The 26,091-nt window shown below is 38.6% G+C and carries 19 protein-coding genes, 1 pseudogene and 1 riboswitch; of the genes and pseudogenes, 11 read left to right on the top strand and 9 right to left on the bottom strand.

Annotated elements, in window-relative coordinates; all coding sequences use genetic code 11:
• The first annotated feature begins 10 nt into the window (after nt 1-10).
• Complete coding sequence (locus CDZ89_RS02505; protein ID WP_100333160.1) at nt 11-424, top strand: hypothetical protein; 414 nt, start codon at nt 11-13, stop codon at nt 422-424.
• 211 nt (nt 425-635) lie between these two features.
• Nucleotides 636-3,167, top strand: coding sequence for a septation ring formation regulator EzrA (locus tag CDZ89_RS02510; protein ID WP_100333161.1), 2,532 nt, complete (start codon nt 636-638; stop codon nt 3,165-3,167).
• Between the two features lie 460 nt (nt 3,168-3,627).
• Here CDZ89_RS02510 and CDZ89_RS02520 read toward each other — a convergent pair whose 3' ends face one another.
• Nucleotides 3,628-4,296, bottom strand: coding sequence for a PspA/IM30 family protein (locus CDZ89_RS02520; RefSeq protein WP_100333163.1), 669 nt, complete (start codon nt 4,294-4,296; stop codon nt 3,628-3,630).
• 241 nt (nt 4,297-4,537) lie between these two features.
• Nucleotides 4,538-4,656: riboswitch (SAM riboswitch) on the top strand.
• 161 nt (nt 4,657-4,817) lie between these two features.
• Here CDZ89_RS02520 and CDZ89_RS02525 point away from each other — a divergent pair.
• The 3 genes from CDZ89_RS02525 (at nt 4,818) to CDZ89_RS02535 (ending at nt 8,773) form a co-directional block, all read left to right on the top strand.
• Complete coding sequence (locus tag CDZ89_RS02525; RefSeq protein ID WP_100333164.1) at nt 4,818-5,930, top strand: sugar ABC transporter substrate-binding protein; 1,113 nt, start codon at nt 4,818-4,820, stop codon at nt 5,928-5,930.
• 328 nt (nt 5,931-6,258) lie between these two features.
• Nucleotides 6,259-7,773, top strand: coding sequence for a sugar ABC transporter ATP-binding protein (locus CDZ89_RS02530; protein WP_319830025.1), 1,515 nt, complete (start codon nt 6,259-6,261; stop codon nt 7,771-7,773).
• Between the two features lies 1 nt (nt 7,774).
• Nucleotides 7,775-8,773 (top strand): ABC transporter permease, encoded by a 999-nt coding sequence (locus CDZ89_RS02535; RefSeq protein WP_096156547.1) that lies wholly within the window; start codon nt 7,775-7,777, stop codon nt 8,771-8,773.
• Between the two features lie 124 nt (nt 8,774-8,897).
• Here the strand turns inward: CDZ89_RS02535 and CDZ89_RS02540 are convergent.
• Nucleotides 8,898-9,185, bottom strand: a pseudogene (locus tag CDZ89_RS02540) (UDP-glucose 4-epimerase); the annotation flags it as partial.
• A 136-nt stretch (nt 9,186-9,321) separates the two neighbouring features.
• Here CDZ89_RS02540 and CDZ89_RS02545 point away from each other — a divergent pair.
• Nucleotides 9,322-9,813, top strand: a complete 492-nt coding sequence (locus CDZ89_RS02545; RefSeq protein WP_096156549.1) for a VanZ family protein — start codon at nt 9,322-9,324, stop codon at nt 9,811-9,813.
• Between the two features lie 62 nt (nt 9,814-9,875).
• Here CDZ89_RS02545 and CDZ89_RS02550 read toward each other — a convergent pair whose 3' ends face one another.
• From CDZ89_RS02550 to CDZ89_RS02560, 3 genes are all read right to left on the bottom strand, one after another.
• On the bottom strand, nt 9,876-10,292 hold the full coding sequence (locus CDZ89_RS02550; protein WP_096156550.1) for a hypothetical protein: 417 nt from the start codon (nt 10,290-10,292) through the stop codon (nt 9,876-9,878).
• A gap of 242 nt (nt 10,293-10,534) precedes the next feature.
• Entirely contained in the window at nt 10,535-10,741 is a 207-nt protein-coding gene (locus CDZ89_RS02555) for a hypothetical protein (protein WP_096156551.1), read from the bottom strand.
• Between the two features lie 86 nt (nt 10,742-10,827).
• Nucleotides 10,828-13,185 carry a PAS domain S-box protein gene (locus CDZ89_RS02560; protein WP_100333165.1) on the bottom strand — a complete coding sequence of 786 codons (2,358 nt, stop codon included), beginning with the start codon at nt 13,183-13,185 and terminating at the stop codon, nt 10,828-10,830.
• A 227-nt stretch (nt 13,186-13,412) separates the two neighbouring features.
• Between CDZ89_RS02560 and CDZ89_RS02565 the strand changes: the two genes are divergently transcribed.
• The 3 genes from CDZ89_RS02565 to CDZ89_RS02570 all read left to right on the top strand — a co-directional run bounded on the left by CDZ89_RS02565 (nt 13,413) and on the right by CDZ89_RS02570 (nt 18,266).
• Nucleotides 13,413-16,358: an EAL domain-containing protein gene (locus tag CDZ89_RS02565; RefSeq protein ID WP_100333166.1), complete on the top strand. Its 2,946-nt coding sequence runs from the start codon at nt 13,413-13,415 to the stop codon at nt 16,356-16,358.
• Between the two features lie 768 nt (nt 16,359-17,126).
• On the top strand, nt 17,127-17,273 hold the full coding sequence (locus CDZ89_RS19520; RefSeq protein ID WP_157842666.1) for a YwzD family small protein: 147 nt from the start codon (nt 17,127-17,129) through the stop codon (nt 17,271-17,273).
• Nucleotides 17,274-17,402: 129 nt separating this feature from the next.
• Entirely contained in the window at nt 17,403-18,266 is an 864-nt protein-coding gene (locus CDZ89_RS02570; protein ID WP_198508219.1) for a processed acidic surface protein, read from the top strand.
• A 94-nt stretch (nt 18,267-18,360) separates the two neighbouring features.
• Here CDZ89_RS02570 and CDZ89_RS02575 read toward each other — a convergent pair whose 3' ends face one another.
• Nucleotides 18,361-18,792 carry a YwpF family protein gene (locus tag CDZ89_RS02575; RefSeq protein WP_096156555.1) on the bottom strand — a complete coding sequence of 144 codons (432 nt, stop codon included), beginning with the start codon at nt 18,790-18,792 and terminating at the stop codon, nt 18,361-18,363.
• Nucleotides 18,793-19,122: 330 nt separating this feature from the next.
• Here CDZ89_RS02575 and ssb point away from each other — a divergent pair, with 330 nt between their 5' ends.
• Nucleotides 19,123-19,509 (top strand): single-stranded DNA-binding protein, encoded by a 387-nt coding sequence (gene ssb / locus CDZ89_RS02580; RefSeq protein WP_096156556.1) that lies wholly within the window; start codon nt 19,123-19,125, stop codon nt 19,507-19,509.
• Between the two features lie 411 nt (nt 19,510-19,920).
• A complete protein-coding gene (locus CDZ89_RS02585) occupies nt 19,921-20,409 on the top strand; it encodes a hypothetical protein (RefSeq protein WP_100333168.1) in 489 nt (162 codons plus the stop codon).
• 351 nt (nt 20,410-20,760) lie between these two features.
• Here CDZ89_RS02585 and CDZ89_RS02590 read toward each other — a convergent pair whose 3' ends face one another.
• From CDZ89_RS02590 to CDZ89_RS02600, 3 genes are all read right to left on the bottom strand, one after another.
• Nucleotides 20,761-23,547, bottom strand: coding sequence for a DEAD/DEAH box helicase (locus CDZ89_RS02590; protein WP_100333169.1), 2,787 nt, complete (start codon nt 23,545-23,547; stop codon nt 20,761-20,763).
• Nucleotides 23,544-25,067: a hypothetical protein gene (locus tag CDZ89_RS02595; RefSeq protein ID WP_100333170.1), complete on the bottom strand. Its 1,524-nt coding sequence runs from the start codon at nt 25,065-25,067 to the stop codon at nt 23,544-23,546. Before CDZ89_RS02595 ends, CDZ89_RS02590 begins: the two co-directional genes overlap by 4 nt.
• A 350-nt stretch (nt 25,068-25,417) precedes the next feature.
• Nucleotides 25,418-25,906 carry a BsuPI-related putative proteinase inhibitor gene (locus CDZ89_RS02600; protein WP_096156560.1) on the bottom strand — a complete coding sequence of 163 codons (489 nt, stop codon included), beginning with the start codon at nt 25,904-25,906 and terminating at the stop codon, nt 25,418-25,420.
• Nucleotides 25,907-26,091 lie beyond the last annotated feature (185 nt).

Here is a 26,091-nt window from a genome sequence, read left to right on the forward strand (position 1 = left end):
TAATGATTTATTGCAAGTGTTAGGGGCAGCACAAGCGTGTGGTCCGTTTATTGGACTATGTATAAATGAAGGTCTCCAAAACAGTCTGATGTTAAGTAATTTAAACTCTATTTTAGTTGAAATACGAAGCCTTACAGATGCACCTGTGGTCGTATACGATGTTTACAATCCTTTTCAAGATAATGCCCCGTTACATGCGTTAGCGGTAGGGATACTACCTCTAGTTAATGGTGGAATTTATGCTACTGCATTCCAACATGAAAACATAAAAATAGCTTATGCTAACGCGGCCTACGGTTCTAACCAAGCAGAATTCGTTCGCCTCAACGACATCCACCCAACTATTGCTGGCCAACAAAAATTAGCCGAAATTGGACTACAAGCACTTGGTCTCTCACATTCAACAAAAAAACAAAAAAAATAAAAAACTAGACCAGATTTCACAGTGGCATTGAACACACACCACTAGAAATCTGGTCTTACATTTTTTTCTAGGTGCCTGGCACTTTTGCACAAATGCAAAAGTGCCAGGTATCACCCGAAATTTGTCGAATAATTTTATTGCAACTTTTTCTTCCTTTATTCGTATTACTTTACATACAATTGTAACGGAGAGTTAAAAGGGGGAATGTGGCGTGAAGGTTCGCAGAATTAGCATCATTTTTACTAGTTTACTTGTATTATTTTTATTTTTACCTATAAATGCTTCTGCCGAAGTGGTAGTGGACGATAATGGAGGCTTCTTTTCGCAAGCAGAAATAAGTGAACTTCAATCCACTTTCGCCAATTCCGAGTTCCGCTATTACGTCAGAACGATAGATAGCTTGAACGGAAAACCCATTGCATCAGAAGCAGACAGACTTTTCGATGAAATGAAATCGAGCGGCTATGATGCGACCGTCCTTATTTCTGTTGGCGACGGCGAAATATACATGAACGTAGACAAACTAACGAAGATCGATAGAGCGATCCAACTAATGGGCGGGTCCGACGCAATCGGTAGATTAATAGACGAAAGGTTCATGGTCTCAGCAGGCGAAGGCCGGTTTGGTGAGGGAATGATCAACCTTTTCGGCAAAGTCGAACAGCTTTCAAAAGAAGTTGGGACAGGTGGAAGAGTTCCTCCTACAGAACCTAACCAACCAGCGACCCCAACGCCTGCACCAACCCAAAACAGCGGCAGCTCATCTATTGCCCTGTTAGTTATACTTATTGTCATCACGGCAATCTCCATCATCGGCCGTTTTATCTATTTAATCAATAAGCGAAAGCAAATAACGAACCTTGTTCAAACTTTGCACGCAAAACAAAAAGCTCTGCTTGGAAATATACTCGATCCATTTAATCAAGCAAGCGATAAGCAAAAACTGAGCAGAGGCACAACACAAGCGGAATTTCGCCAACTCTACGACCGACTGGCTCAATTTTTAACAGAAGCAAAAGAAAGCGAAGTCACACTAGAACGCCTCCTTTCCAACGCGCAAAACGAAAAATTATTCAAACATTTTTTCGGGTTCGCACAAGTGGAGTCGAAGTGGAAAAAAGAAATTGCCGCTTTAGAAGACAATTACAACAACCAAGAAGCAAACTTTCAGCAGGTAAATGAGCAAGTGCAACGCTTAACGGCAAAAGAAATGCACACGAACCGAAAATTAAAAGAATTCACCGAAACGCTCGCACAATGTTCGCGTACGGTGGAAAAATTCAGATTAGAGCACCGACACTCGTTCACTGCTCTTTTGGAAAAAATGGAAGGCGCAAATAGTAGATTGAAGCGAGCGGTAGCGTTAGACGACGCGTTCGATTTTTCAGCGGCCCATGCCATACTGCCGGAAGTTAGCGAAAGTGTCGAGGACTTGCGCTCAGACGTGAAGCTGCTCGGGGAGTTACTAGAAGAAGGAGAAACGCTCGAGCCGATGATTTTGGAAACGGAACGAGAGCTGAAAACTTTGGTGTCCCAACAAAACTTACTGTTAGTCGACGAAGATTATGCTTCTTTGATCTTGAAGGCTCGTGACGTGTTAAAAGCATTTTTGGCGGAGTTACAAGTTGGAAATGTGAAGCGTGCCGACCAAAGTCGAGTGGCGATTGTTGAGTTGTTAGCGGATGCGAAGAGAAGAGTGGGTGCGCTAATTCAATACCGCGATGAATCCCGGAAGCGTGTTTTGGCGGTGTCAGAGGAACTGCCAGCTTATAAAGGGTTAGATGGTAAGTTTGGGGCAGAGCGAACGAGGCTTAATAGTGGCTATGCGGAAGTGTTGTGGAGCCATTTGGAAGCGGATTTTGTTACGATGAAAGATTTCGTGGAAGAAATAGATAAGAAGATTGTAGTAGTAACAGAGGCATTGAATCCCGATGTACAGCAATACAAGAAAGCAAATGAAGTAACAGTGGCCATGTTGGCAGAACTTGCGAAAGTGCGCGAATTGTTCGAAGCGTGCTTTACAGCGTTTGATCAGTTGGAGAAAAAACGTGGTTCTGTTACAGAATCGGTGGAATCTGCTTTGAAGCGGGTTGCCGATTTAGATAAGAAAGTTTCACAGCATAAACTGCCAGTAGATTTGTTTGTAATTAGTAGATTACTGGAGGATTTGAAGTTTTTACGGGAAGAAGTGGATCGTAAGCCAGTTCATCTACAATTAGTTACGGATAAAGCTGTGCTTGCGGAGAAGCAGTTAGCTCAGTTGGAAGTGCAAGCAGATAGTTTATTAGAGGAAAAACGAAAAGTCGAGCGCGAGTGGCAAGATTTGCAACACTCGTACCGAAACATTGATAGGAGACTTGGCTTAAGGTTGTTAATGTCCAACTATAAATCTCGTTTTGGGGCGTGTGAAGCGCAAATTGCTCGTTTAATTGACGAAGGTAAATATGCTGATGCGCGTGGAGAAATTGCGATAGGCAGGCGGATTGTCGATGAAATGGTCGCTGAAGAGCGTCGGATTCGCGCCGAAGAACAAAGACGTGCTGCAGCAGCCGCGGCCGCAGCAGCTGCCCGAAACCGTAATAACGGTGGAGGCGGTTTTGGTGGAGGTTCTGGCGGTGGATTTGGAGGCGGCTTCGGCGGAGGCGGTGGTTCACGCGGAGGTGGCGGAAGTTTCGGCGGTGGATCTCGAGGCGGCGGAGGAAGCTTCGGTGGCGGTTCACGCGGAGGCGGACGGAAGTTTTAGGGCTAGTTTGAATGATTGTGAAGCACTTCTCTATCTATGAAATTTGTAGATAGGGGAGTGTTTTTTGCTTTGTAGGGGATGTTTTCATTCTGGATTTGTCCGATTAGGTGAATTTCGGTGAGAAAGGTTGATTGGCTGGGTGTGAATTTTTGGTGGGGAGGAGGTTTATCGGCGAAAATTGACAGTTTATCGGCGAAAATGCGGGTTCAATCGGCGAAAACCGGCAATTTATCGGCGAAAATGAGGAAACAATCGGCGACCATAATAGCCAATCGGCGAAAACAGACTTCAATCAGCGAAACTAATAAATTATCAGCGAAAGCGTGCTTCTATCAGCGAACGAGCGAGAGGACAAATAATCCAACACTAAACGCAATCTAACAACGAGCAAAAACAACCTCAAAAAAAGCAATAAACAAGGGCAGATCACCGCCCACGTTAATTGCTCCAATCAAATCTATTATTTCTTTTCTAACTTCGCCTTCAACGCCGCTAACTCATCATCCACCGAACTCGTGCGGTCTAACAGGGCTAACTCGTCATCTAACGATTTGTTCGCACTACGTAACTCTTCCGAAGCCTCCGCTTGTGCTTCATGATGCATTACCTTTTCTTCCATGCGCTCAAATCCAGCTTTTGCGCCAGTTCCGACTCCAGACATTGTACGGTTTACTTTGGCACGCGCCTTCGCACTTTCCGAACGAGCTTTCAACGAATCTTTCTTCATCTTCATGTCACGTAACTCGTCTTTCATTTCACGCAACTTTTCTTTTAATTCTTCCGATAGCTTTGTAGCTTCTTCTACTAGTAGATCCAAAGACTGAGCTTGTGCTTGCTGCTTGTTTTTATCCTCTAACACACGGCGAGCTAAATCTTCATCACCAGATTGCAACGCTTTAATCGCTTGCTCTTCGCGTTTAGCAACAAGGTCTGCAGCCTCTGCGTATTGCTTAGACAAAATTTTCTCGTTTGCAATTTGCTTTGCTACAGCTGCTTCGACATCTGCAATATCCTTTTCCATATCTAAAATAAACTGATCCAACATTTTCCCTGGATCCTCAGCCTTATTTAATAATGCATTCAACTCAGAAGAAACAACAGTACGAACACGATTGAAAAAACGAAACATCCCAATCCCTCCTATAATAAAAGAAATGTAATTATTCCCATCATAACACAACACTATAATGCAATGGTCTAATCAATATTACGTACCAAAAACAAAAAAGTTTCAAAAGATTTACAGGTGCCAAAGATTTACAGGTGCCAGGCACCACCCGAAATTTGTCGAATGAATTTTCTAAATTGTGTTGACATTTTGCCTTTACCGAATTAAAGTAGTAAATATGAAATTCAACTTAATACTTGATCTCTTATCAAGAGAGGCGGAGGGACTGGCCCTATGATGCCCGGCAACCGTTCCATTTTTACTTGGAATTGGTGCTAAATCCTGCAAAGCGACTTTACTAGTCGTTTTGGAAGATGAGAGAGGAAGTTCGGATATTGTCTGCCGTATGAACCTCTCTTTTTAGAGAGGTTTTTTCTTTGTTCAAAAAACCTCTCAAATTTCGTGGTGGGATTGGAGGAAACATTCTAAAACAACTGAGTCAGTATTAAGACAGTAAACTACTTAATTAGGAGGAAACAAAAATGAAAAAATCAATATGGAAAGCCGCAATAACAACAACCCTAGCTTTTTCTTTATTGTTAACAGGATGTAATTCAAGCAAAAGCTCATCTAACCAATCGAATAACGTATCTTTTGAGAATGTCCCAGAACGCTTTGCTACAGGGGATGGAGCAAAGATCAAGGTAATAAGAAAAATTGGAGGGGATGACCATACCGCTCAATTTCTTGCAGGAGCGAAAGAAGAGGGCGAATCGCTAGGCTTTGAGGTGGAAGTTTTCACAGCGAACGGTGATACAGCAAAATTTCACGATGCAATTGAACAAGCATTAAATCAAGATTTTGATGGCTTTATTATTTCTCACGGTGACGACGCTGCAACAGTCGATGCGGTGAAAAAGTTAGTTGATAACGGAAAGAGCGTCGTGACGTTTGATTCAAACCCAGACTTGGCTTCTATCGAAGGTGTCACATTAACATCTCAAGATGATGAAGCACTGGCAAGTCTTGCGCTCGATCAGTTAGTAGCGGACTTCAATGGAGAGGCGAACATCGTGTACTTATGGGTAGACGGATTCCCTCCAATGGTAAGACGTAATAATGTGTATACACAAGTACTAGCGGAAAATTCAGGATTGAAGGAAGTTGAGCGCTTCGGTGTAGCGGCAGCCGATACATCCGTTCAAACGCAAAATGCAGTAGCCGCGATGTTAAACAAACATCCGAAAGGCTCCATTGATGCAATCTTTGCAACGTGGGATGCGTTTGCAATTGGGGCAGCTCGTGCAATTCGCGAAGCAGGCCGCGATGAGATAAAAATATACGGAATTGATGTTTCCAATGCAGATTTACAAGAAATCCAGTCAGAAGGAAGCTCGTGGAAATATACTGCGGCTGTTGATCCAAAAACAATTGGCGCAGTTAACTTAAGAATTTTAGCAAAAAAATTAGCTGGAGAAGAAACGCCACAGCATTTTGATCTAGATGCAGCATTAATTTCTCAAGATGAGCTTCGTGAAGCAAGCGAGCCAGTCAACATGGTGAATTTGAACAACATTGTGGAAGGATGGGGGACGTCCACAGTGTTTGAAGAAGATTGGATGAAAGTTTTGAAGGAACATTACAAGAAAAAGTAGATGGAAGATAGTGAGATTACTAGTTTAATGTGAAATTGTAGAAGCGATTGACGATGATTTGTGGTCAATCGGCGAAAAATGGGATTTTACCGGCGAAAATGAGGAGTTAATCGGCGAAAATTAACCTTCAATCGGCGAAAATGGGCCATCAATCAGCGAGTGCATTGCTCCAATCGGCGAAACACCCATGATATCAGCGAAATACCTTTGTTATCAGCGGAAGTAAAATAATCCCAGGTGCCTGGCACTGTTGGAACAACGCAAAAAAGTTGCGCCAACAAAACAGTGCCTGGCACCTGTAACAATCCTGTAAAGGAGGGGAAACAAAGTGGCAATACAAAACTCGGTTCTACATATGAAAGAGATTACTGTAGAGTTCCCTGGAGTACGAGCGCTAGATAGTGTTAGCTTCACGGCCACACCAGGCAGCGTGCACGCATTAATCGGGGCAAACGGCGCTGGCAAATCAACACTCATGAAAGTTCTCGCTGGCGCTTATTCCAACTACGCCGGAACGATCACATACAACAACACGCCGTTATCAATCAAGTCTCCAAAAGACGCACAGCAACACGGCATTCAAATCGTCTATCAAGAAGTGGACACTGCACTCATCCAGACCTTAACCGTTGCAGAAAACATATTACTATCAACACTTGTCCACGACATGAAAGGTCGCCAGCTTATCAACTGGTCCCAATTACATAAAACAGCAACCGAGATCTTGAACCATTTAAAAATAAACGTTTCAAGCAAAAAACTCGTCAGTGAACTAACACTTGCTCAAAAACAAATGGTTCTAATCGCTCGTGCCATTTCTACCGATTGTAAAATCCTAATTCTTGACGAGCCAACCGCACCATTAAGTCATACCGAGACAACCGAACTTTTCCGGATCATTCAAAGCCTAAAAAAGAACAACATCGCCATTATCTTTATTTCCCACCGACTTCCGGAAATCTTTAACATATGCGATGAAATCACCGTCTTACGAAACGGAAAATTTGTAACAAATCAACAAATCAACAACACAGCACCAGGCGAAGTCATCGAGCACATGCTAGGCAAAAAGCTAGCCGACCAGTTTCCAGCAAAAACGCACAAGCCATCCGAAACTATATATGAAGTAAAAGGCATCACCGACAAATCCCAAAACGTGCGGAACATCTCCATAAACGCCAAAGCAGGAGAAATCGTTGGAGTGGCTGGCCTTGTTGGTGCAGGCAAAACCGAACTGTGCAAAACATTATTCGGTTGTTTTCCTATCGAGGCTGGAGACATTTTTTTAAGAGGAAAAAAGCTATCGCCCAACAGTCCATATGAGGTAGTGAAGCAAGGAGTCGCGCTCGTGCCCGAAGAAAGGAGAAAAGAGGGGATACTCGTCTCCGAATCAGTGAAGGTCAACTTAACAGCTGCGCATCTTCAAAAATTTACCAATCCGTTCTCCTTCGTTAAGAAAAAAGAAGAGCACAAACAAGCAACAGAACTAATTGAAATGCTCGGGATAAAAACGCCATCCGTGCTCACGACTGTTGAGCATTTATCTGGAGGAAATCAACAAAAAGTTGCAATTGGCAAATGGCTCATTACAGATGCGGATGTGTATATTTTTGATGAACCGACAAAAGGAGTGGACGTCGGAGCGAAGCGGGACATTTTTGAATTAATCGTAAAGTTAGCCGAAAAAGGGAAATCAGTCATTTATGCGTCAGCCGAATTACAAGAAATTTTAGGCATTACTGATCGGACATATGTCATGTATGACGGGGAAGTTGTGAAAGAACTAACAACTAAAAATACGAGCGAAGAAGAAATTTTGTATTTTGCAGCAGGAGGGAAGTAGCATGAGTGCCAAAGTGGAAACAGAAAAACAAGTACAATCAAAAGCGAGGTTGGACTTTTTTGCATTCTTTTATAAATATGGAACATTATTGACCATTGTTGTGCTTGTCTTAGTGTTTGCGTGGGCGAATCCAGCATTTATTCAAACGAACAATATTATAAGTATTTTGCGGTCCATTTCGATTGTCACGATTATTGCGATAGGAATCACGATTTCTTTAGCAGTGAATGGATTTGACTTATCAGTCGGTTCTGTGGCATCGCTGTCTAATGCAGTTGTTATCTCGATGTTTGTTTGGTTTTCTCAAAATACACTAGTGGCAATCGGTGCGGCGATTTTGGCTGCATTAATTGTTGGTGCGTTGAATTCGTTTTTGATTGTAAAAGGGAAAATTCCAGACATGTTGTTAACGCTAGCAATGATGTTTATTATACAAGGAATTGCCTTAACGTATACGAGAGGTGCCACGATATCGCAGAACATGATTATGCCAGATGGCACATTTGCTGAAGGCGCAATCCGTTCATCTTTTGCAAAAATTGGCCAAGTGCCATGGATTATCATTATTATGCTAGTTGTCGTTGTGGCTGTACATTTGTTTTTAAACTATACGAAACACGGTCGATACATGTATATCATCGGAGGAAATATAGAGGCGGCTCGTTTATCAGGCATACCAGTCAATCGGTACAAAACGGTTGCTTACCTTTTGTCAGCGTTATTTGCTTCCATCGGTGGAATCGTGCTGGCGTCAAGAGTGATGACAGCAGAAATCAATGCTGGTTCCCCATACTTAATGGACGCCGTTGCAGCAGCTTTCATTGGCTTTGCGGTACTTGGAGCAGGAAAACCGAACGCATTCGGTACCTTCGTCGGGGCAGTATTAATCGGAGTACTATCTAATGGCTTAGTCATGATGTCTGTTCCATACTACGCTATGGACATCGTCAAAGGATCCGTCCTCGCCTTCGCACTCCTACTAACCTACTACAAAAAATAATTCGACAAAATTCGGGTGGTGCCTGGCACCTGTCAATAATCAATAAAAAACAAAGCAGTCGATTCGTTATCGACTGCTTTGTTTTAAATTACTCTTCATACCCATTTGGATTATTTTTCTGCCACTACCATGAATCGCGGCACATTTCTTCTAACCCTTTTTCCGCAACCCAGCCAAGCTCTTCTTGAGACTTATTTGGGACTGCATAACATTCTGCAATGTCACCTGGGCGGCGAGTAACAATACGATAAGGAACATCACAACCGGATGCTTCTTCAAACGCTTTAACCATTTCAAGCACACTGTAACCTTTTCCTATACCTAAATTATAAGCTGCAACTCTAGTTGTCCCTGTCACTTTTTCTAATCCTTTTAAATGCCCTTTTGCTAAGTCGACAACATGGATATAATTAAAGAGTACCACTGAATTATATTATGAAACTATTTTACTACTTCGAGTCCAAAAAAATTTCTAAAAATGATATACTTGATATCTACAAGTGGCAAGACCTTGCAGAAAATGTGTAATAAAAGAAGGATGTTTTTAAATGAAAATTCATATAAAATGGCTACGAGCTTTTTCCTGGTTACTAGTGGTAGCTTGGATGTTTTTAATCTTCTTTTTGTCTGCACAACCAGCAGAGCAATCAAGCCAACTAAGCGGTGGAATTACGGATGCAGTGATAGAAACAGTAGAGAAAGTCTTGCCAAATGTATCGATAAATAGGGATACGGTAAGTCATTTAATTCGAAAGAATGCTCATTTTCTTGCTTATTTGATCTTAGGTGTTCTTGTTACAAATGCGCTCTATCAATCTAGTAAATTACGAGGAAAACAACAAATAGTGTTAGCTTTTATCATTTGTGTACTATATGCTATTTCAGACGAAGTGCATCAGCTATTTGTTCCGGGTAGAAGTGGTGAGATAAGAGACGTAATCATAGACAGTGCTGGTGCTGCAGTGGGTATTTTTACATTTCACTTATTAATATTATTAGGCAGAAAACCATTAAGAAAAAGCAAAACAAATACACAATAATAGTAAAAAAGTCTATCTCAACAGATAGACTTTTTATAACTAACCGAGATTAAAAATAACCATTATTCAAATAATTCCCTGTACACAACAGCTTTTAAAGCGGTTATTTCTTCTTCACTTAAACGGAGTTCTAACATATCTAACACATCTAACACCTTTTCTTCTGTTAGTTCATCTTGAGTTAATGAAGTGATTTCTTGAATTTCAGAGAATTTCAGATTCCGCATTACTACAATGGCGGCTTCTTCTTTTGTTTGAAAAGCGAGATTTTCGGTCTCTACAACGGCACCTTCTGATATATATGCTTTTAGTGTTGGACTCTTAGATACAAATTCCTTTGCCAGAGCTAAATCTCCACTCGTTACTAAATCACTTCCAACATAATCTGTTACTTTATTTTCTATATACAGATGTCCTAACTTATAAGCACCAAAGCCAAACCCAATTAAAATAAGAATGGTAATAAAGAAACCTTTCATAAGCTACTACATTCCTTTCGACTTTTTTAATAAGTGAATCAATTTCATAATTACGGTTCGTTTAATGAAAAACATTTTAGTGTAATACATAATAATATTTTCGTTTATTAAGGTTATAAATACGAAATTTTATGCTATCATTCGTTTTTCGTATAGTAGTCATACATTATGAAGCGGACTCAAGTATAATACATTAAACTAATTTCCATCAAAAAAACCCCTCGATAAGGGGCATACATAACTTATTTATTCCTTTTCTTATAAATAAAATACCCAACCTGAACGACTAAAGCGATCAATACGGTTGTCGGGAACAACACGATAAAGCTTGCAATTGAGGTTAAATCGCCCCAATTTGGATCAGAAAAATAAACATAAACAGAATAAAGTAGAGAAACGACGAATCCAATTAAAATACCATAGAGCGTAATTTTGAATTTCTCCAACATCACATAGGCCTCCTATGCCCGACATCTAACATTTCCATGTATTTATATTATGCGATAGAAGACTTTAGAGGATAGTATATAAAAAATTATTTAGCTATCAAAAACCCATTACTTCCTTCTTTTTTTACTTTGTACAGCAATTCGTCTGCTTGTAATAATAACTCTTTCGCAGACTTACCGTGTTGTGGATATAATGAAATTCCTATGCTCAACGTGACATGGAGAGTATGGTTGATTAAAACGTACGGCTCGCGCAATGCTGCCATTAATCGGTTAGAAACGAGCTCAATATGCTCCTTGCTTTGAATGTTCCGCAATAGAACAACAAACTCGTCTCCACCTAACCGAGCAGCCATATCATTTTCGCGAATTTCTGTTTTTAAGCGCTTTCCTATTTCTATTAGCAACTCATCGCCAACGTCGTGCCCATACGCATCATTTATTTGCTTAAACTTATCACAATCTAAAAATAATATCGCCATTATGTCATCGTCACTAGCATGCTCTAACGATTCGTTAAATACATTTTCTAACATTCTACGGTTTGGCAAACCTGTCAAACTATCATGATTAGCATTGTGCCACAATTTGTCTTCAAACTGTTTTCTTTCCGTAATCACTCGGCCAGTGGAAATGAAAGAAACAATCTTCTCCTCTTGTACAATTGGCGTAACTTTTACTTCCACCCATACTGGCTCCCCTAGGTTATTCGAATAGCGGAATTCCATGGAAGTTGGCTCACGTGTTGCCAACAATTTCTTATGACACTCGTCAAGAATATGAATGTCTTCTTCCCAGACCCCAAATAACATACTTTCTCCGACCATACTTTCATGCGGAATTCCTAATACGTGTGTAAAAGAAGGAGAAGCATACGTTACTTTTTTGTTTGTGTTTACAACTTTTATTAAATCCTGAGAGTTTTCTGTAATGAGTCGATATTGCTCCTCACTTTGCATTAACGCCTCACTAATTTGCTTCTTCGCAGTAATATCAAAACGTATCGCCACATATTGAGTGATTGAGCCATCTACATCAAACAGTGGTACAATGGTCGTATCGCCCCAATAATATGTTCCATCTTTTCTCACATTGCGAATTTCACCTTTCCAAACATTCCCTGATGAGATGGTTTCCCAAATATCTTCAAAAAAAGACTTCGAATGATAATTAGAATTGACAATACGATGAGTACGACCGATAATTTCGTCAGGAGCGTAACCAGACATTTCAGAAAACTTATCATTTACATACGTGATAATACCTTTCGTGTCAGTAATCGTTACATTTGCTGATGCATCTAGTGCCGCTTTCATATTTTGTAAATCTTGTAACGACTTTTGAAGCATTTCTTCTGCACGCAACTTCTTGGTCACGTCTTCTGCTATAACATAAGTTCCTCTATATTGTTGGTCTATAATAATGGGAACCGTTTTACATTCTAAATGAACAATATGTCCAAGTTTATGTTCTATTTTTAATTGAAAATCTGTAATCGTTCTATTCTTAATAATGTCGTGGTCTTTTGCTTTGGATAAAACGTGTTGAAAGTTAAATCCAAGGGATTCTCCTTCTGAATAACCAGAAATCTTTTCACAAGCAGGGTTCATTTTTTCAATGACACCTTCCGGATTTAACATGAAAACACCTAGACTATTATTTTCAAATAATGACTTGTAATGCTCATTACTCCATTCTAATTGTGTTTCTAATGAAATAATGTTTGTCATGTCACGATAGATCATCGAATAAGCAACAAGCTCCCTTTTTTCGTTTGTTAAGGGAGAGTAGCTAATAGAAACTGAAACTTCCTTCTTTGACTTCGTTAATCGTTTTGTTTCGATTACTGGAATATTAATAAACTTACGTAAAGAGTGTTTAATTTGACTAACGCCTTTTTTTTCTTCATCTGGAATTAAATCAATTTCATTCCAATGTTTTCCGTATAATTCTTCGTTAGTCCATTCAAACATTTCTGTAAATGCTTGATTAGCTCTAACAACTTTATTATCTGTACCGATAATTAATATAGCATCAGAGGTAGAATCTAAGAAAGATTTCATAAATAAATAGTCTTCTTGTTGTTCTCTAAGGCTTTCAATGTTCTTTGTTATGCCGATTGCTTCCGAACACGTACCGTCTTTTTTTATAATCGGCGTTATAATGGTCTCTGAAGAAGGTTTATTTAACAGAAACGGGTTTAAACCGGTAAAAACAACACGTTCCTTTCTCCTAATACAATCGAGGTAATATTCGCTAAATCGTTGATAAGAGGATGCAGATAATACATCCTCGAACTTTTTACCTATAAATCCTTCACCAAACAAGTTTTTCGCGGCATTATTTAAATTGGCGTACAAAAGTTTGCCATCCTTATATTCTATTAAAAAGACCATTTCATCCATTTGGTCAAAATAGTTGGAAAAGAATGTGTTATCACCCAATTCGTACACCCCGCTTCGTAATAAAATCGACAAATTTTTCAGTAGTCATATTATTATTATAGAGAATATTTTGCAATTTTCCTATTATTTTTTGAGCTTTGTAAAATATTAGTATATGATGAATTTACAATAAGAAAATAATCATTAAATAGTAAAAAAGAACTATTAAATCCGAATTGATTTATATTATATTGATATAACAATCTTGCTGTAAAGTGGTGAAAACATTGAAAAAGATCGTGTCGAAGATTTTTAATAAACTAGATGAAAAAAAGAACTATGAATTGGAAGGGGACGTATTCCAATCATTTTTTATTCACCACCCAAACGCTGTATTAATGATAGATGTCCAAGGAAATATAAAACAAGCAAATCTGGCTACTACGAATTTATTTGGTTATCCAAATAAAGAGTTGGTAGGATCTTATACAAATTTTTTAGTGAAAAATACAGATGAAGTGACAAAGCGATTTCAAGACACCATGGACGGAACCCCGCAAAAATTCAATTCACAAGTGAGACATAAAGGTGGATCTATTGTAGAAGTAAATATTGTGACCATTCCACTTACAACAGAAGGGCAAACGGTTGGGGTATGCTCTATCGTTCGTAATATTACAGAAGAAAAGAAATTGCAAAATAAATTTGAAACCATTAAATACTCGTTAAAACAAACGCAAACAGCCGCAAAAGTTGGAAGTTGGGAATACGATTTACAAACAAAAGAATCATACTGGTCACAAGTAGTTTACGAGATTTTTGGAATTGAAATTCCAAGTGGAAACAAACCACAAATTTCGATAATGAAAATAATTCATCCTGATGACCGAGAAGTATATGAGAAACAATTACTCGAAACAAAAGCAACAGGACAAAGTTACAGTATTGAATATCGAATTATGAAGCCAAACGGCCAAGTTGCAATTGTGAATGAACAAGCGGACGTTTTATTTAATGAAGCGGGCAATAAAAGCAGGCTAATTGGTACCATATATGATGTAACAGAACAAAGAAATGCAGAACAAGAACTAGCACAAAAAGAAAAAGACACAAAACTAGTATACGAAAGTTTAGATTTAGGAATATGGTCGTATGATGTGGCTACCAACGCTATCGTCTATTGTTCTACAGGTGTAGAAACGATTTTAGACATACCAATAGAAGAATTTTTGTCCGGAAACATTAGGTGGCGAGACTTAGTACATGAATCAGACTTGCCTTCCTTTGATGCAACACAAGAAAGAATTCATTTCGGTAAATCGGTCGAACATGAATATCGGGTTGTGTTACCAAATGGGGAAACGAAATGGTTGTTAGACCAAACTACACCTGCGTTGGACGATGTCGGAGAAGTGTTACGAATAAATGGCGTTATAACCGACATTACGGCTCTAAAAGAACTGCTACATAAAGTAGAAATGATAGCGAAGGAAGACTTCTTAACTGGCCTACCTAACAGGCGTGCTTTAGAAGAAGAATTAGAAACGCTTATCATCGATGCTCGTAGCACTTCAGAAAAGTTTGCTGTCGTATTTTTAGATATGGATCGCTTTAAATATATTAACGATACACTTGGACACACAATTGGAGACAAAGTTGTACAAGAAATAGCAGATCGACTAAATGAATATAAAGAAGCGGGTCATTTCGTATCAAGAGTAGGCGGAGACGAGTTTATCATAATATTCCGTCACATACAAGAACGGGACGAGCTTCATGATATTGCTCAACATTTATTGGAAAAAGTAAGACACCAATTTGTGGTAGACGAGTTTGAGCTTGTATTATCTTGTTGTATTGGCGTGACAGTATTCCCGGTGGATGGGGAAGACAAGGCGACATTAATGAAAAACGCCGATGTTGCCATGTACCGAGCAAAAGAATTAGGAAAGAACGATTATCAAATTTTCACACAAAACATGAACGTAAAAGTATACCAACAATATACGTTAGAAAGAGATATGCGAAAAGCACTCACAAACGGTGAACTGACGGTTTTTTATCAAGCGAAAGTTAAACCGCGCAATAACTTACTAGTTGGAGCGGAGGCGCTTATTCGTTGGGAACATCCGACGTGGGGCATGGTTTCACCAGGTGAATTTATCCCGATTGCTGAAGAAACAGGGTTAATTCATGAAATGGGTGACTTCGTTATTGAAATGGTATGCAAGCAAATACGTGAATGGCTTGATGATGACGTTCCGGTAGTACCAGTTTCTGTTAATATTTCTCCTTTCCGTTTTTTACGGAAAGGATTAGTGTCAACGGTAAAAAAACTGTTAAAAACGTACGATATTCCTGGTGATTTACTGGAATTTGAAATAACGGAAAGTTCTTTGTTTCATAACGAAGAACTTGTGCTAAGAAGTATAAAGGAGTTACGTGAATTAGGCATCAAAATAGCGCTAGATGATTTCGGAACAGGCTACTCTTCTATGACAAGGCTAAAGGGGTTAGACTTAGACGTATTAAAGATTGATCGAAGTTTTATAAAAGATGTGGAAGAGTGTAAAAAAAGTGCCATCATTCTAGATTCGCTCCTTTTAATTGGAAAAGGCCTAAACATTGACGTTGTAGTAGAGGGAGTAGAAACACAACAACAACTACAATTATTAAAACAAAAAGGTTGCGAAATTATTCAAGGGTACATTTTCAGTAAACCGATACCAGCAAGCGATTTTACACCGATACTTGTGAAGAAAAAAATTACGCCGAATGATGACAGGAAAGAAGTTGTTAATAGTGAACGCCGAAAATTTCTCCGTATTGATTTAGATCCTCATTTAGAATCGGATATGACGGTTGTAGAAATTAACGGTAAACGTGTCGATCTTGGAAAGATGCTTGTTGCGATGGAAAATATCGGGCTCGGTGGCTCATGCTTTCTTTCTCATATTCAATTGCCAGTTCGACCGGACTTAATATTAAGAATTGGTACAGAGATTAACGGCGAAAAAATAGAGTATCCTGGTAAAATTGTTTGGAAACAAGAAGCTGCAGACAATTATTACTACTATGGTGTTGAGTTTTTAATAGATGAAAACGAAAGAGAAAAACTATCGAAACTATTGAATCGAGTTATGCTTCAATTAAAACAAACACTTGTGATACCAAATTCCAGAACCATTGACGAGAGCGTTTGGACGTTTTTAAAGAAAGTGAAAGAAAGTTAGCATTAGAAGCTAGAGGTTGGGACAGAAGTATATGAAGAGTAGGAAAATCCGAACAATATTCCTAATTTAAAGGAATAATTCGGATTTTTTTACTTTCTTAGCAGATGATTGGAGTGCAAGCTAAAGACACCTACGGGAAAGCGTGGTGGCCACTGAAAAAGTGGACACTATTTGTCTACTCAGATTGTATTGTTTTTTTATCGATGTCAGTTATCGCCGATAAAATATAGTTTTCGCTGATATAATATAGCTTTCGCCGATAAACCAGAAGCCCTCGCCGATAGATTTGCGTTTTTCGCCGATAAAGCTCTTACTTTCGCCGATAAAATCCGTATTATCGCCGATAAAACTTTCTTTCTACTACTCTTTTGCATAATTTTACACTCTATACCTATTAATCTTGACTTACTTTCTAAAGAAATATATATAAATGGGGCAATTCTTTGCAAATACACGGTAAAAATGTTACTTAAATCACCATTTTGATAATTAGGGGGGACTTGAAGCAAAGACAGGCTCAAATTCTTTGAAAATCCAATATGCAAATTTAACTTGTGAAAAAACAGTACAAAACGGGGTGGCAGGGAACTTATTTAGTTATGTTCCAGCCTCAAGTTTTTTTATGGATTTAGATTTAAATAGATTGGGTATATATTTTGTAAGAGATTTGCTATTTTTGTAGATTCGTGTAAAAAATAGATTGCATATACAAATAGGAATATAGTATTATATTAAGTATATTTTGTAAATTATTAGGTGGTGTAATGATTGAGAGCGGATACTAAGTTAGAATCTACTAATGATATATTAGAAGTGTTATTATATGCTTACCAACAAGGCACAGAAGATCATAATATTTCTGCGAAAGAATTAGTAGATGAGATTGGAAAAAAACTAAAAGAAATATATAAGTGAAATAGCTAAAAAGGGTCCATAGACTTAGGAAAACTTCCTAGTTCTATGAACCCTTTTTATTTTATTTAACAACATAAATTTTCATAAATAGAAAATAATAACAATATGACAAATGCAGGAGGAATCTTTATGAAACGTATTGTTATTATTTTGTTTGCAACCTTTTGTTTATTACTACAGCTACCATTACAGACATTTGCAGCACCTTCAGATCAAGAAGTAGAAACATATCTCGATGAAATTGGGTGGACAGAATACGACTTACAGCAGTACTTAGATTTTTATCAAGTAAAGTTAGCTGACTTTCGAGATATTGAACAGTTAAAATCAGAACTTGGAACCCCAATTACAAAAGAGAACCTACATGATTTGCTTCAATCATACGACATTACGGAAGAGGAATTAGAAATTATGCTTGCTCGTTTTGGTGAAAAAATTCAAGACTACACTTTTTTAGAAGATTTAGATATCGCGGTAGATTTTTATTTAACACATGAGGAAGAGGTAGCCAGAGCAGAAGACTTTTTCGTTTCGATGGGTTTTGAACAAGAAGAAGCACACAAAATCTTTCAACATTTGTTGCGATTGAATAACTCACATTTAACAGCAAAGCTCTCTGAGATAAAAGAAAGTCCGAATTGGTCCAACCTTTTACACACATTTCAAGTGAATGTAGAGTTTTATGCACAGGATGAAACAAATGGATTAAATAGAATTAGTAGAGATGAAATTACAGAAGCGAGTAACGTGATTGCTAGGTTTTATAATGAAGAGCAGGAGTTAATTGCGACTGCGACATTGCCAGAGAATGTGCTTTCAGAGAATTTTCTTTCTAACGCAAGTGAGGAGTTGGTGCATGTAGCACAAGTGGCGATGGAATTAAGTTCTGAGTTGTTTGGAAGTCGTATGCCGGATACAGCTACTACTTATCCACAGAAGTTATTAACAGGATTCGCGTGTTTACTGGCTTCTTTTTTCTTTTTGAAAAAATAATAAACAGGTTACACACAACTTATCCACATTATTAACAAAAAAAAGTTGGACAGTTTATTATTTAGACTTGTCCAACTTTTTTTATCTATATTAATTATTTCCCTTGTGTTTGCAATGTCGGTTTTTCTTGTACTTTTTCTCTAAATTGAACGACTAATTCTTCACCAGTTAAACCTTCGTCTAACAAAGATTTTAACACTTTCTCGTGGAAATTGTTCGTGCGACGGAAAAGTTGTGCATCGAAAAGTACGCTAATGTGATCATTCATTTCGGAAATAGACTTAACAGTTACTTGGAAATTAGCTGGATCATTTGTTGGCTTTGAAATCGTTGCTTGCAAGTGAACTAATTCATTTGTGCCTTCATACTCACGAAACAGTTCTGTTGTTTCTGATGGCAAATAAGCCTCGATTAACCATTTTTCACCACCGAACTCTTTATTTATAATAAGTCCGTCTTCTAAAGGTAGTTTCTCAATCTCTTCCCCATCTACAAAACTTAAAGCAACTAGCTTAAACGTCTTCATCTTATCCCTCCTAAATGATCGGTAATCGGTGGTTAAAGCACCCGCGTTGCGAGAACTTTTTTCCACTACCGAATGAGCCTACAGCTCGGCCAATTGTTAGTTTGATTATAACATAATAGAACTGTAAATCATCTATGTAACTTTGTCGAAATATTATAAAAATTAGCAGGAATTGATTGTTTGTCTCTACATTTTTTTCTAAAAGTGCTATTTTTAATCAGAAAAATAGAAAACTGCCAGTAGGATTAAAATAATAGCGTATTTTACGGAATAGTCCAATGGTCATATGATAAAAGAGCAGTTTCATTTAAACAGAAAGGAGGATGACGATTGATAAATAATGTGATCCTTGTTGGAAGATTAACAAAAGATCCAGAGCTCAAGTATTTGAGTGATGGAACTGCCGTAACGTTGTTTAGTTTAGCAGTAAACAGAGGTTTTAGAAACCAATCTGGAGGTGTGGAGGCTGATTTTATTTCCATAAGATTATGGAATAAAGTAGCTGAAAATACAGCGAACCATTGTAGAAAAGGTTCGCTGGTGGGAGTAACTGGTAAAATTCAAACGAGGCGGTATGAAGATTCAAAAGGCGCAACAGTCTATGTAACCGAAGTGATTGGAGACTCTGTGCGGTTTTTAGAAAGAAAGCGGCGATCAGAAGAAAAGCGTGAAGAATCGAAGCGAGTAGAAGAAACAAAGCAACATATACATGTGTAAAAATACGGTTTAGGTCCACTAACTTGTATGTAACTTATTTGCTTACTGACAAAGAAGAGAAGATCACTTGCCTACCAATTCTATCTTCTCTTCGTATGTCATTATGAATTTCCTTTTCCAAAATAGTCAATTCCTCAAAAGATGAAAAGGATCCTCACCCCCCACTTGTTTAAGGATGGTCTAGTCAAAGTACATCCAAATGCATAAGGACCATCCGTCTTTTACCATTCAAGCAGCGTAATTGTAAAAAAATTCAGAAAAAATAGTTCAAAATATTCAGCTTGTATGGTATATTTTACATATTATTAGAGTGAAAAAGGTAAAAACTTGTCGTATTATGGATCATTCTATTCTTCTTTGTTTTATCAAATACTGATTAATAGAAGCTATTGTATGAGGAGAGTGGCGTTGTTGCAGTATTATTTATCTTCTGTAAATTTTCATCATGAGGATGTAGTGAGGAAAAGTAATAGAAATGAAGTGTGTGTATTTGTTATTGAACTACAAGATACGCAGATAGAGCGGGGCAGCCAAATTGCGGAAGCCTTTTATCAGGCAACCTATTTGACGAAATGGATAAAAGACGGAGAAGAGGCAAAAGAAGGGGAGAGCAACTTATCGAAATTTTGCTCCTACTATGCAAGTGCAGTAGAACTACAATTTCGTGCTACTGACCTATCTGGCCATATAATCCAATTAAATATTGACTTAGACTCGTTAAAAGTTAAGGTTTCTTCTTATTTCTGGCGAAAAAATAAGCGATCCTATATCAAATGTGAAAGCGAAGAAAAAGTAAAGCCAGCTACCATACTAGACTTGTTGAATAGGATATATATAAAAAAAGAAAACAAAATCCTTCACTTAACACAAGGAAACCTCCCAATTCTTAACCCGAAATAAACATCAAGGATCTTATGAAGTTCAATCACAAGAAATTATTAAGTCAAGATGAACTTCATAAGCCGTATGAAGTTCAAAGACAACAAATTTCAAAGTCAAAATGAACTTCATAAGCCGTATGAAGTTCACCAACAACAAATCTCAAAGCCAAAATGAACTTCATAAACCTTATGAAGTTCAATCACACCAAATTTCAAAGCCAAAATGAACTTCATAGCCCTTATGAAGTTCAATCACACCAAATTTCAAAGCCAAAATGAACTTCATAAGCCATATGAAGTTCAAAGACACCAAATTTCAAAGCCAAAATGAACTCCCAAGGCTTTTTTGTCCCAGCCTCAACCATCAACGTTACCTTAACACTAACAACTCAGCCAACTCTTCATTGGAAAGCTCCGTAATCCAATTCTCACTCGTAATAATTTGGTCATTCAACGACTGCTTACTATCAATCATCGCATCAATTTTCTCTTCTAACGTACCTGTTGTAATAAACTTATGCACATGTACAAAACGCTTCTGTCCAATTCGATACGCTCTATCTGTAGCTTGATTTTCCACCGCAGGATTCCACCAACGATCATAATGAATAACATGATTTGCTGCAGTTAAGTTAAGCCCAGTTCCACCAGCCTTTAACGACAAAACGAGCACTTTAAACTCGCCAGCTTGGAATCGTTCAATTAACTTGTCGCGGTTACCCTTTACAACACTTCCGTGTAAAAACTCCACCTTCTCACCAAGCAACTCACTTAACGTATCGACAATCATATTACCCATCGAAATATACTGGGTGAATATGAGACAACTTTCCTCACGCTCATCAATGTTTTGCACTAACTCCACAAGCTTTTCCATCTTATTAGAACGAGAAACCAAATCACGCCACTCAGTCTCTTTCAAATACAAACTAGGATGATTGCACACTTGCTTTAACTGCCCAAGCATCTTCAACACTAGCCCGCGACGCTGAATTCCCGCTAACTTATTCACTTGATCTAACGTCTCTTTCACTAACTGCTCATAAATCGATGCCTGCTCCACCGTTAATGGACAATACTCTTTTTGCTCTTGTTTGTCAGGCAAATTAAGCGCCACTTGCTCATCCTTTTTCGTTCGACGCAATAAAAATGGCTGAATTAACTTTTGTAACTGACCTACTTTTTCTTTATTTTGCTCCCGCTCAATCGGCACAACAAACTGACGATGAAACGCACCTAAAGAATCGAGATACGTTGGATTAATAAAATCAAAAATCGCCCACAGTTCCGCCAATCTATTTTCCATCGGCGTACCTGTTAACGCAATATGATGTTCGCCCCGCAACTTTCGGGCAGCTTGCGACTGTTTCGTATCACTATTTTTAATGTTTTGTGCCTCATCCAAACAAACCGTCGACCAACGAACACGTGTTAACTCTTCGACATCTAAATAAGAAATTGCATACGACGTTAACACAACGTCCGCACCTTGAATGGACTCAACAAAACGGTCACCTTTCGCACGATTCCCGCCGTAATGCAACATAACATTCAACGATGGCGCAAACTTTTCCAGTTCCTTCTGCCAGTTACCAAGCACAGAAGTTGGCGCAACAATAAGGACAGGCTCATCCACACCTTCTTCCTTACACGTTAAAAAGTACGCTATCAACTGTATCGTCTTCCCAAGTCCCATATCATCGGCCAAACAAGCCCCAAACCCATACTTTCGCAAAAACATGAGCCATCCAGCCCCGTGCTGCTGGTACGGCCTTAACTCACCTTGAAACCCTGCTGGTGTAACAAATGATTGAACTTCTTTTCCTTCATACAACTTCTTGAAAAGCTTTTGCACTTCACCCGTCATTTCGATCGTCATATCCGAAACTGCGTTGTCATCCAAACCGTCCGCACCCACGACAGACTGCGCACTATTTTTAATCAAATCCTCAAACGAAATCCCTTTTTGCTCCGCTTCCTCCATCATTTTGCGAATTTGATGAATAAACGAAGGATCAAGCGCGACCCATTCTCCTCCAATTCGTACAAGACGACGGTTCTGTTCGACAAGCGCCAAAAACTCTTCTTCAGACAACTCTTTATTTTTAGTAGAAAAACGCCACTCAAAGTTCACGAGCGACTGCAAACCGACAAATGACTTTCCACTTACTTTCGGCGTCGTTACCCGCGCCTTCACCTTCAAGCGCGACTCCCTTACAGCCTGCCACCACGAAGGCAACAAAATAAACGCTCCAACTTGCATTAACTTCTCACTATCTTCTATGAGAAAATGCCACGCGGAATCTTCAGATAACGAACCTTTTATGTCGCCTGCCGTAAATAGGGTTGGTGTCACATGCGCCCATTTATTGTACGTCCGCACAACACTATCCAACGCGCCTTTATATTTAGCTGGCAATCGGTCAACACCGTAAACATATAACGTTTCTGACTTTTTATCTTTTAATAGTGTTTCTAACTTCCAATCCACTTCATCTTCTTCTGGCTCCACAATCCGTAAGCCGACAGTAAACGGAGTCGTATCTTTATACCAGCCAATGTCCCATAGCCAATCTTCTTTCTCTTGATACAACTCTCTTAACTTTTCGTCTTCTAATAATGCGAGGGAGAACTTTTCCACACTCGGCCAAAATGGTCGTAAAAACTCAACCTTTTCTTCTTTTAATAACTCAAACATAACAGAAGTAAGCCACTCTTCTAAAAAAGATAAATGAGGGGACAATAGATTATTTTTTTCTATGTAAGCATGTGCATCTTCGGTGAGTGTAAACTGAAACTCTCCGTGCTTCCATGAACGAAAATCAGGCTCTATCATCTTTTCTTCTAAAAATTGAGTCATCGTCGGAGCGAGTAGTCTAAAAAGTTCTGACTGATCACACCACTCTACATGGAAAAAGGAATTTTCTTTCATATCCGTAAAAAGTTCCAATGCTTCGTAAGGAGAGATAAAGATACCGTTTACCCCATCAAAGCTTTCTATTTTTACGTTCGTTCCATAGAAAGAACTTTCATGCCACGTAAATAAAAAGGAAACGTACTGTTCCGGAGCAACAACACGTCCGTTATCTTCGGCAAACAAGAAAAACTGGTTCGTATCTTCTATGTAATTTGTTTGGATTAATAAATTGTTTATCATGTAAGAATCTTTCCTTTAACCATTTCTTCTTGGAGAGAACGAAGGCGTTTCGTTCGTTGTTGGAATTGCTCAAAATATGTTTCCCATACGTGTAGCTTTTTTTCTTTTTTATATATTTGCTGTAGCTTTTTCAAATATCTCACAGCTAACTTATAGCTTTTACGATTCCGTTCAGCCACGGTTTTCTCCACACATTGATGATAGAGCGGAAGTAAGGCAGCAGGACGTGTTTTCATAATTTCTTTTAGTTTATAGGAATCAATCGAACTAATATCAAAACCTAACCATAACTGCAAATCTGTCCAATGATAAAACTGTTCCGTTTCAAACAGATGCCATTCAAATTCTCTGTAGCTATATGGCATTAGTTTTTCTAATGCGTGTATGTAAAAAGCGTCGTTCTCTGTTTCGTTTGTCGCTTCATTTATATAATTTAACAACTTCCCAGCTAGCCTGCGTTTTTCGTAATAGCCAGGCTCGTTATGAATATAGGTAAACAACATGTTATCTGTCTGTTCAAGCCAATCCATCATTTGTTTCCAAGCGTTTTTCTCTGCTAATTTTGCAAGCCAATAAAAAACAAAAGGGGCTGCTTCGTCGTTTAACTCATTCAGTAGGGAGATGGCTTCTTTGTCTTTTTTTAATAGAAAATTCATATGTATTTTCGCTAATGTAACAGGTAAACTTACACCTGTTAATTCAGCTAGTTCAGCTGACGTCCAATTACGGCGTGAATAAACATCGCTCCAAAGTTGCTCGAACATCATAAACTTTTGTTTTAGGAACGCTTCGTCTTCAGATAGGTAAAATTCACGTGCAATACTTCTACTTTCTTTTAATAAGTCATCAAGCCCAAAGGACATCGCGTGATGAAGTAAAGCACGCGTTTCGTTCTCTGCAAGCTCAACAAAATGATTTAATACACTTTCGATGTAAGCACGAGGATGATGTTCTTCTTCCTTTATCACTTGTTCCATGCAAAAAATCGCAGCATGCACTTTGAAGAGCGGACTAATTTCCGCAACTTTTGGCGCTTTTTTAAGGATTTGGTGATAAAAAACGTGGACGATGCCAGTTAAATATGTGTTATTTTGCGGCATCGATCGTTTAAATTGTTCATGTTCTGCGTTGACGAAGGTTAGCCAACTTTTTAAGGAGTCTTCCTTATATGTAGAAACTAAATTTTGTATCGTGTTATTGTTGCCGGCTTGTTTCCATTGTTCGATTAATTGGGATACTGGTTTTGTTTCGGCCCAAATGGACACGAAAACCGCTATTTGGTGTTGGCAAATGGTGTTTGCTCCACAGGAACAGCGGCTAAGTTCCAATAAGTCACTGTCCATTAAAACGTGACGAACTTGCGAGCGATCGCGAACTTTTCCGAAAATGTTCGTTCCTTCTTCGTATGCATTTATGACCGAATTTTCCCGGAATAATTGGAGCCCGTTTTTTAACAGTTCACGATTATGGGTGTTTGTTAGCGGATATTCTTCCATTAATAATGTAGCAAACTGATCCATTTTACTTTTCACCCCTTGTGGTTCGTCCTTTTTCTATAGTCTGCGTTGAAGACCGCTGTTGATTTCCGTGCAAGGCTTCGCTTTCCGCGGGCGGGTCGGGAGCCTCCTCGGCGCGCAAACGCCTGTGGGGTCTCCCGCACCCCGCTTCTCCCGCAGGAGTCTCAGCCTCGCACGGAAATCAACAGCTAGTTATGGGTTTGAAAAAACACTAAAACACCCAAATATTAAATTTGATTTTTTATATTTCCAAAGGAAAAGGCCTACATGTTAGGTAGACCTTGTTTGTGGGACGGAGCCCTTCTTTTTATTATAGGTTTTTTGAGAGAGTTAAACAACCGTGCAGCGTGTAATTAATCGATCGCGATGTTGAAGTCTGTTGTAGCTTCTGTATGTTTATCCGCTGTGAATATAAATGTAATGGTGTACGAACCGTTCGGTAAGTCATCTGTCACTTCTTCCATTGGAACTTCATACGTTAGCGAATCGCCTTCGGCTAACAATGTTTCTCTAATAGCTTGCGTATACATCATATCGTCCGAAAGTTGTTTCACTTTTGCACCATTACTATCAAACACAATGTAATCAATCTCTTGACCAGAAGAAAAGACAATATCAACATCTCCGCCAGTTTCGTTCGTTATTGTAAAAATAAATGTTTCTCCTTTAAACTCAGCTGTACTTTGTAATTCCTCTGACACTTCTCTTGGATCTTCTACTTCTTTGCGCTTTTCTTCTCCGCTACCAGTTGTAGGGGGTTGTTCCGTTGGTGAAGTGGAACCTGTCCCACATGCAGAAAGAATTAGTAAAAATATTATGGATAAAAACGCCCATTTTTTCATGTTTAGCCCTCCAGTTTCATTCTTTTTTATAAAGCATATGTTCCATATGGCTAGTAGATAAGATGGAAAACACTTTGTTTGTCCCTTTGAAAACTTAGACGTGATTTAGTATAAAAAGTTACAAGGTTACAACTTAGTTTTTCCCTTTCAGCATTGGGCATAAACCCAATTATGAAACCAGTTCA

The sequence above is a fragment of the Bacillus alkalisoli genome, assembly GCF_002797415.1.
Lineage (GTDB): Bacteria > Bacillota > Bacilli > Bacillales > Bacillaceae_I > Bacillus_CD > Bacillus_CD alkalisoli.

Bases quoted from the DNA above. Each gene is read 5' to 3' on its own strand.
- CDZ89_RS02520 (WP_100333163.1), bottom strand. From the start codon at position 4,296: ATGTTTCGTTTTTTCAATCGTGTTCGTACTGTTGTTTCTTCTGAGTTG.
- CDZ89_RS02525 (WP_100333164.1), top strand. From the start codon at position 4,818: ATGAAAAAATCAATATGGAAAGCCGCAATAACAACAACCCTAGCTTTT.
- CDZ89_RS02535 (WP_096156547.1), top strand. From the start codon at position 7,775: ATGAGTGCCAAAGTGGAAACAGAAAAACAAGTACAATCAAAAGCGAGG.
- CDZ89_RS02545 (WP_096156549.1), top strand. From the start codon at position 9,322: ATGAAAATTCATATAAAATGGCTACGAGCTTTTTCCTGGTTACTAGTG.
- CDZ89_RS02550 (WP_096156550.1), bottom strand. From the start codon at position 10,292: ATGAAAGGTTTCTTTATTACCATTCTTATTTTAATTGGGTTTGGCTTT.
- CDZ89_RS02555 (WP_096156551.1), bottom strand. From the start codon at position 10,741: ATGTTGGAGAAATTCAAAATTACGCTCTATGGTATTTTAATTGGATTC.
- CDZ89_RS02570 (WP_198508219.1), top strand. From the start codon at position 17,403: ATGAAACGTATTGTTATTATTTTGTTTGCAACCTTTTGTTTATTACTA.
- CDZ89_RS02575 (WP_096156555.1), bottom strand. From the start codon at position 18,792: ATGAAGACGTTTAAGCTAGTTGCTTTAAGTTTTGTAGATGGGGAAGAG.
- CDZ89_RS02590 (WP_100333169.1), bottom strand. From the start codon at position 23,547: ATGATAAACAATTTATTAATCCAAACAAATTACATAGAAGATACGAAC.
- CDZ89_RS02595 (WP_100333170.1), bottom strand. From the start codon at position 25,067: ATGGATCAGTTTGCTACATTATTAATGGAAGAATATCCGCTAACAAAC.
- CDZ89_RS02600 (WP_096156560.1), bottom strand. From the start codon at position 25,906: ATGAAAAAATGGGCGTTTTTATCCATAATATTTTTACTAATTCTTTCT.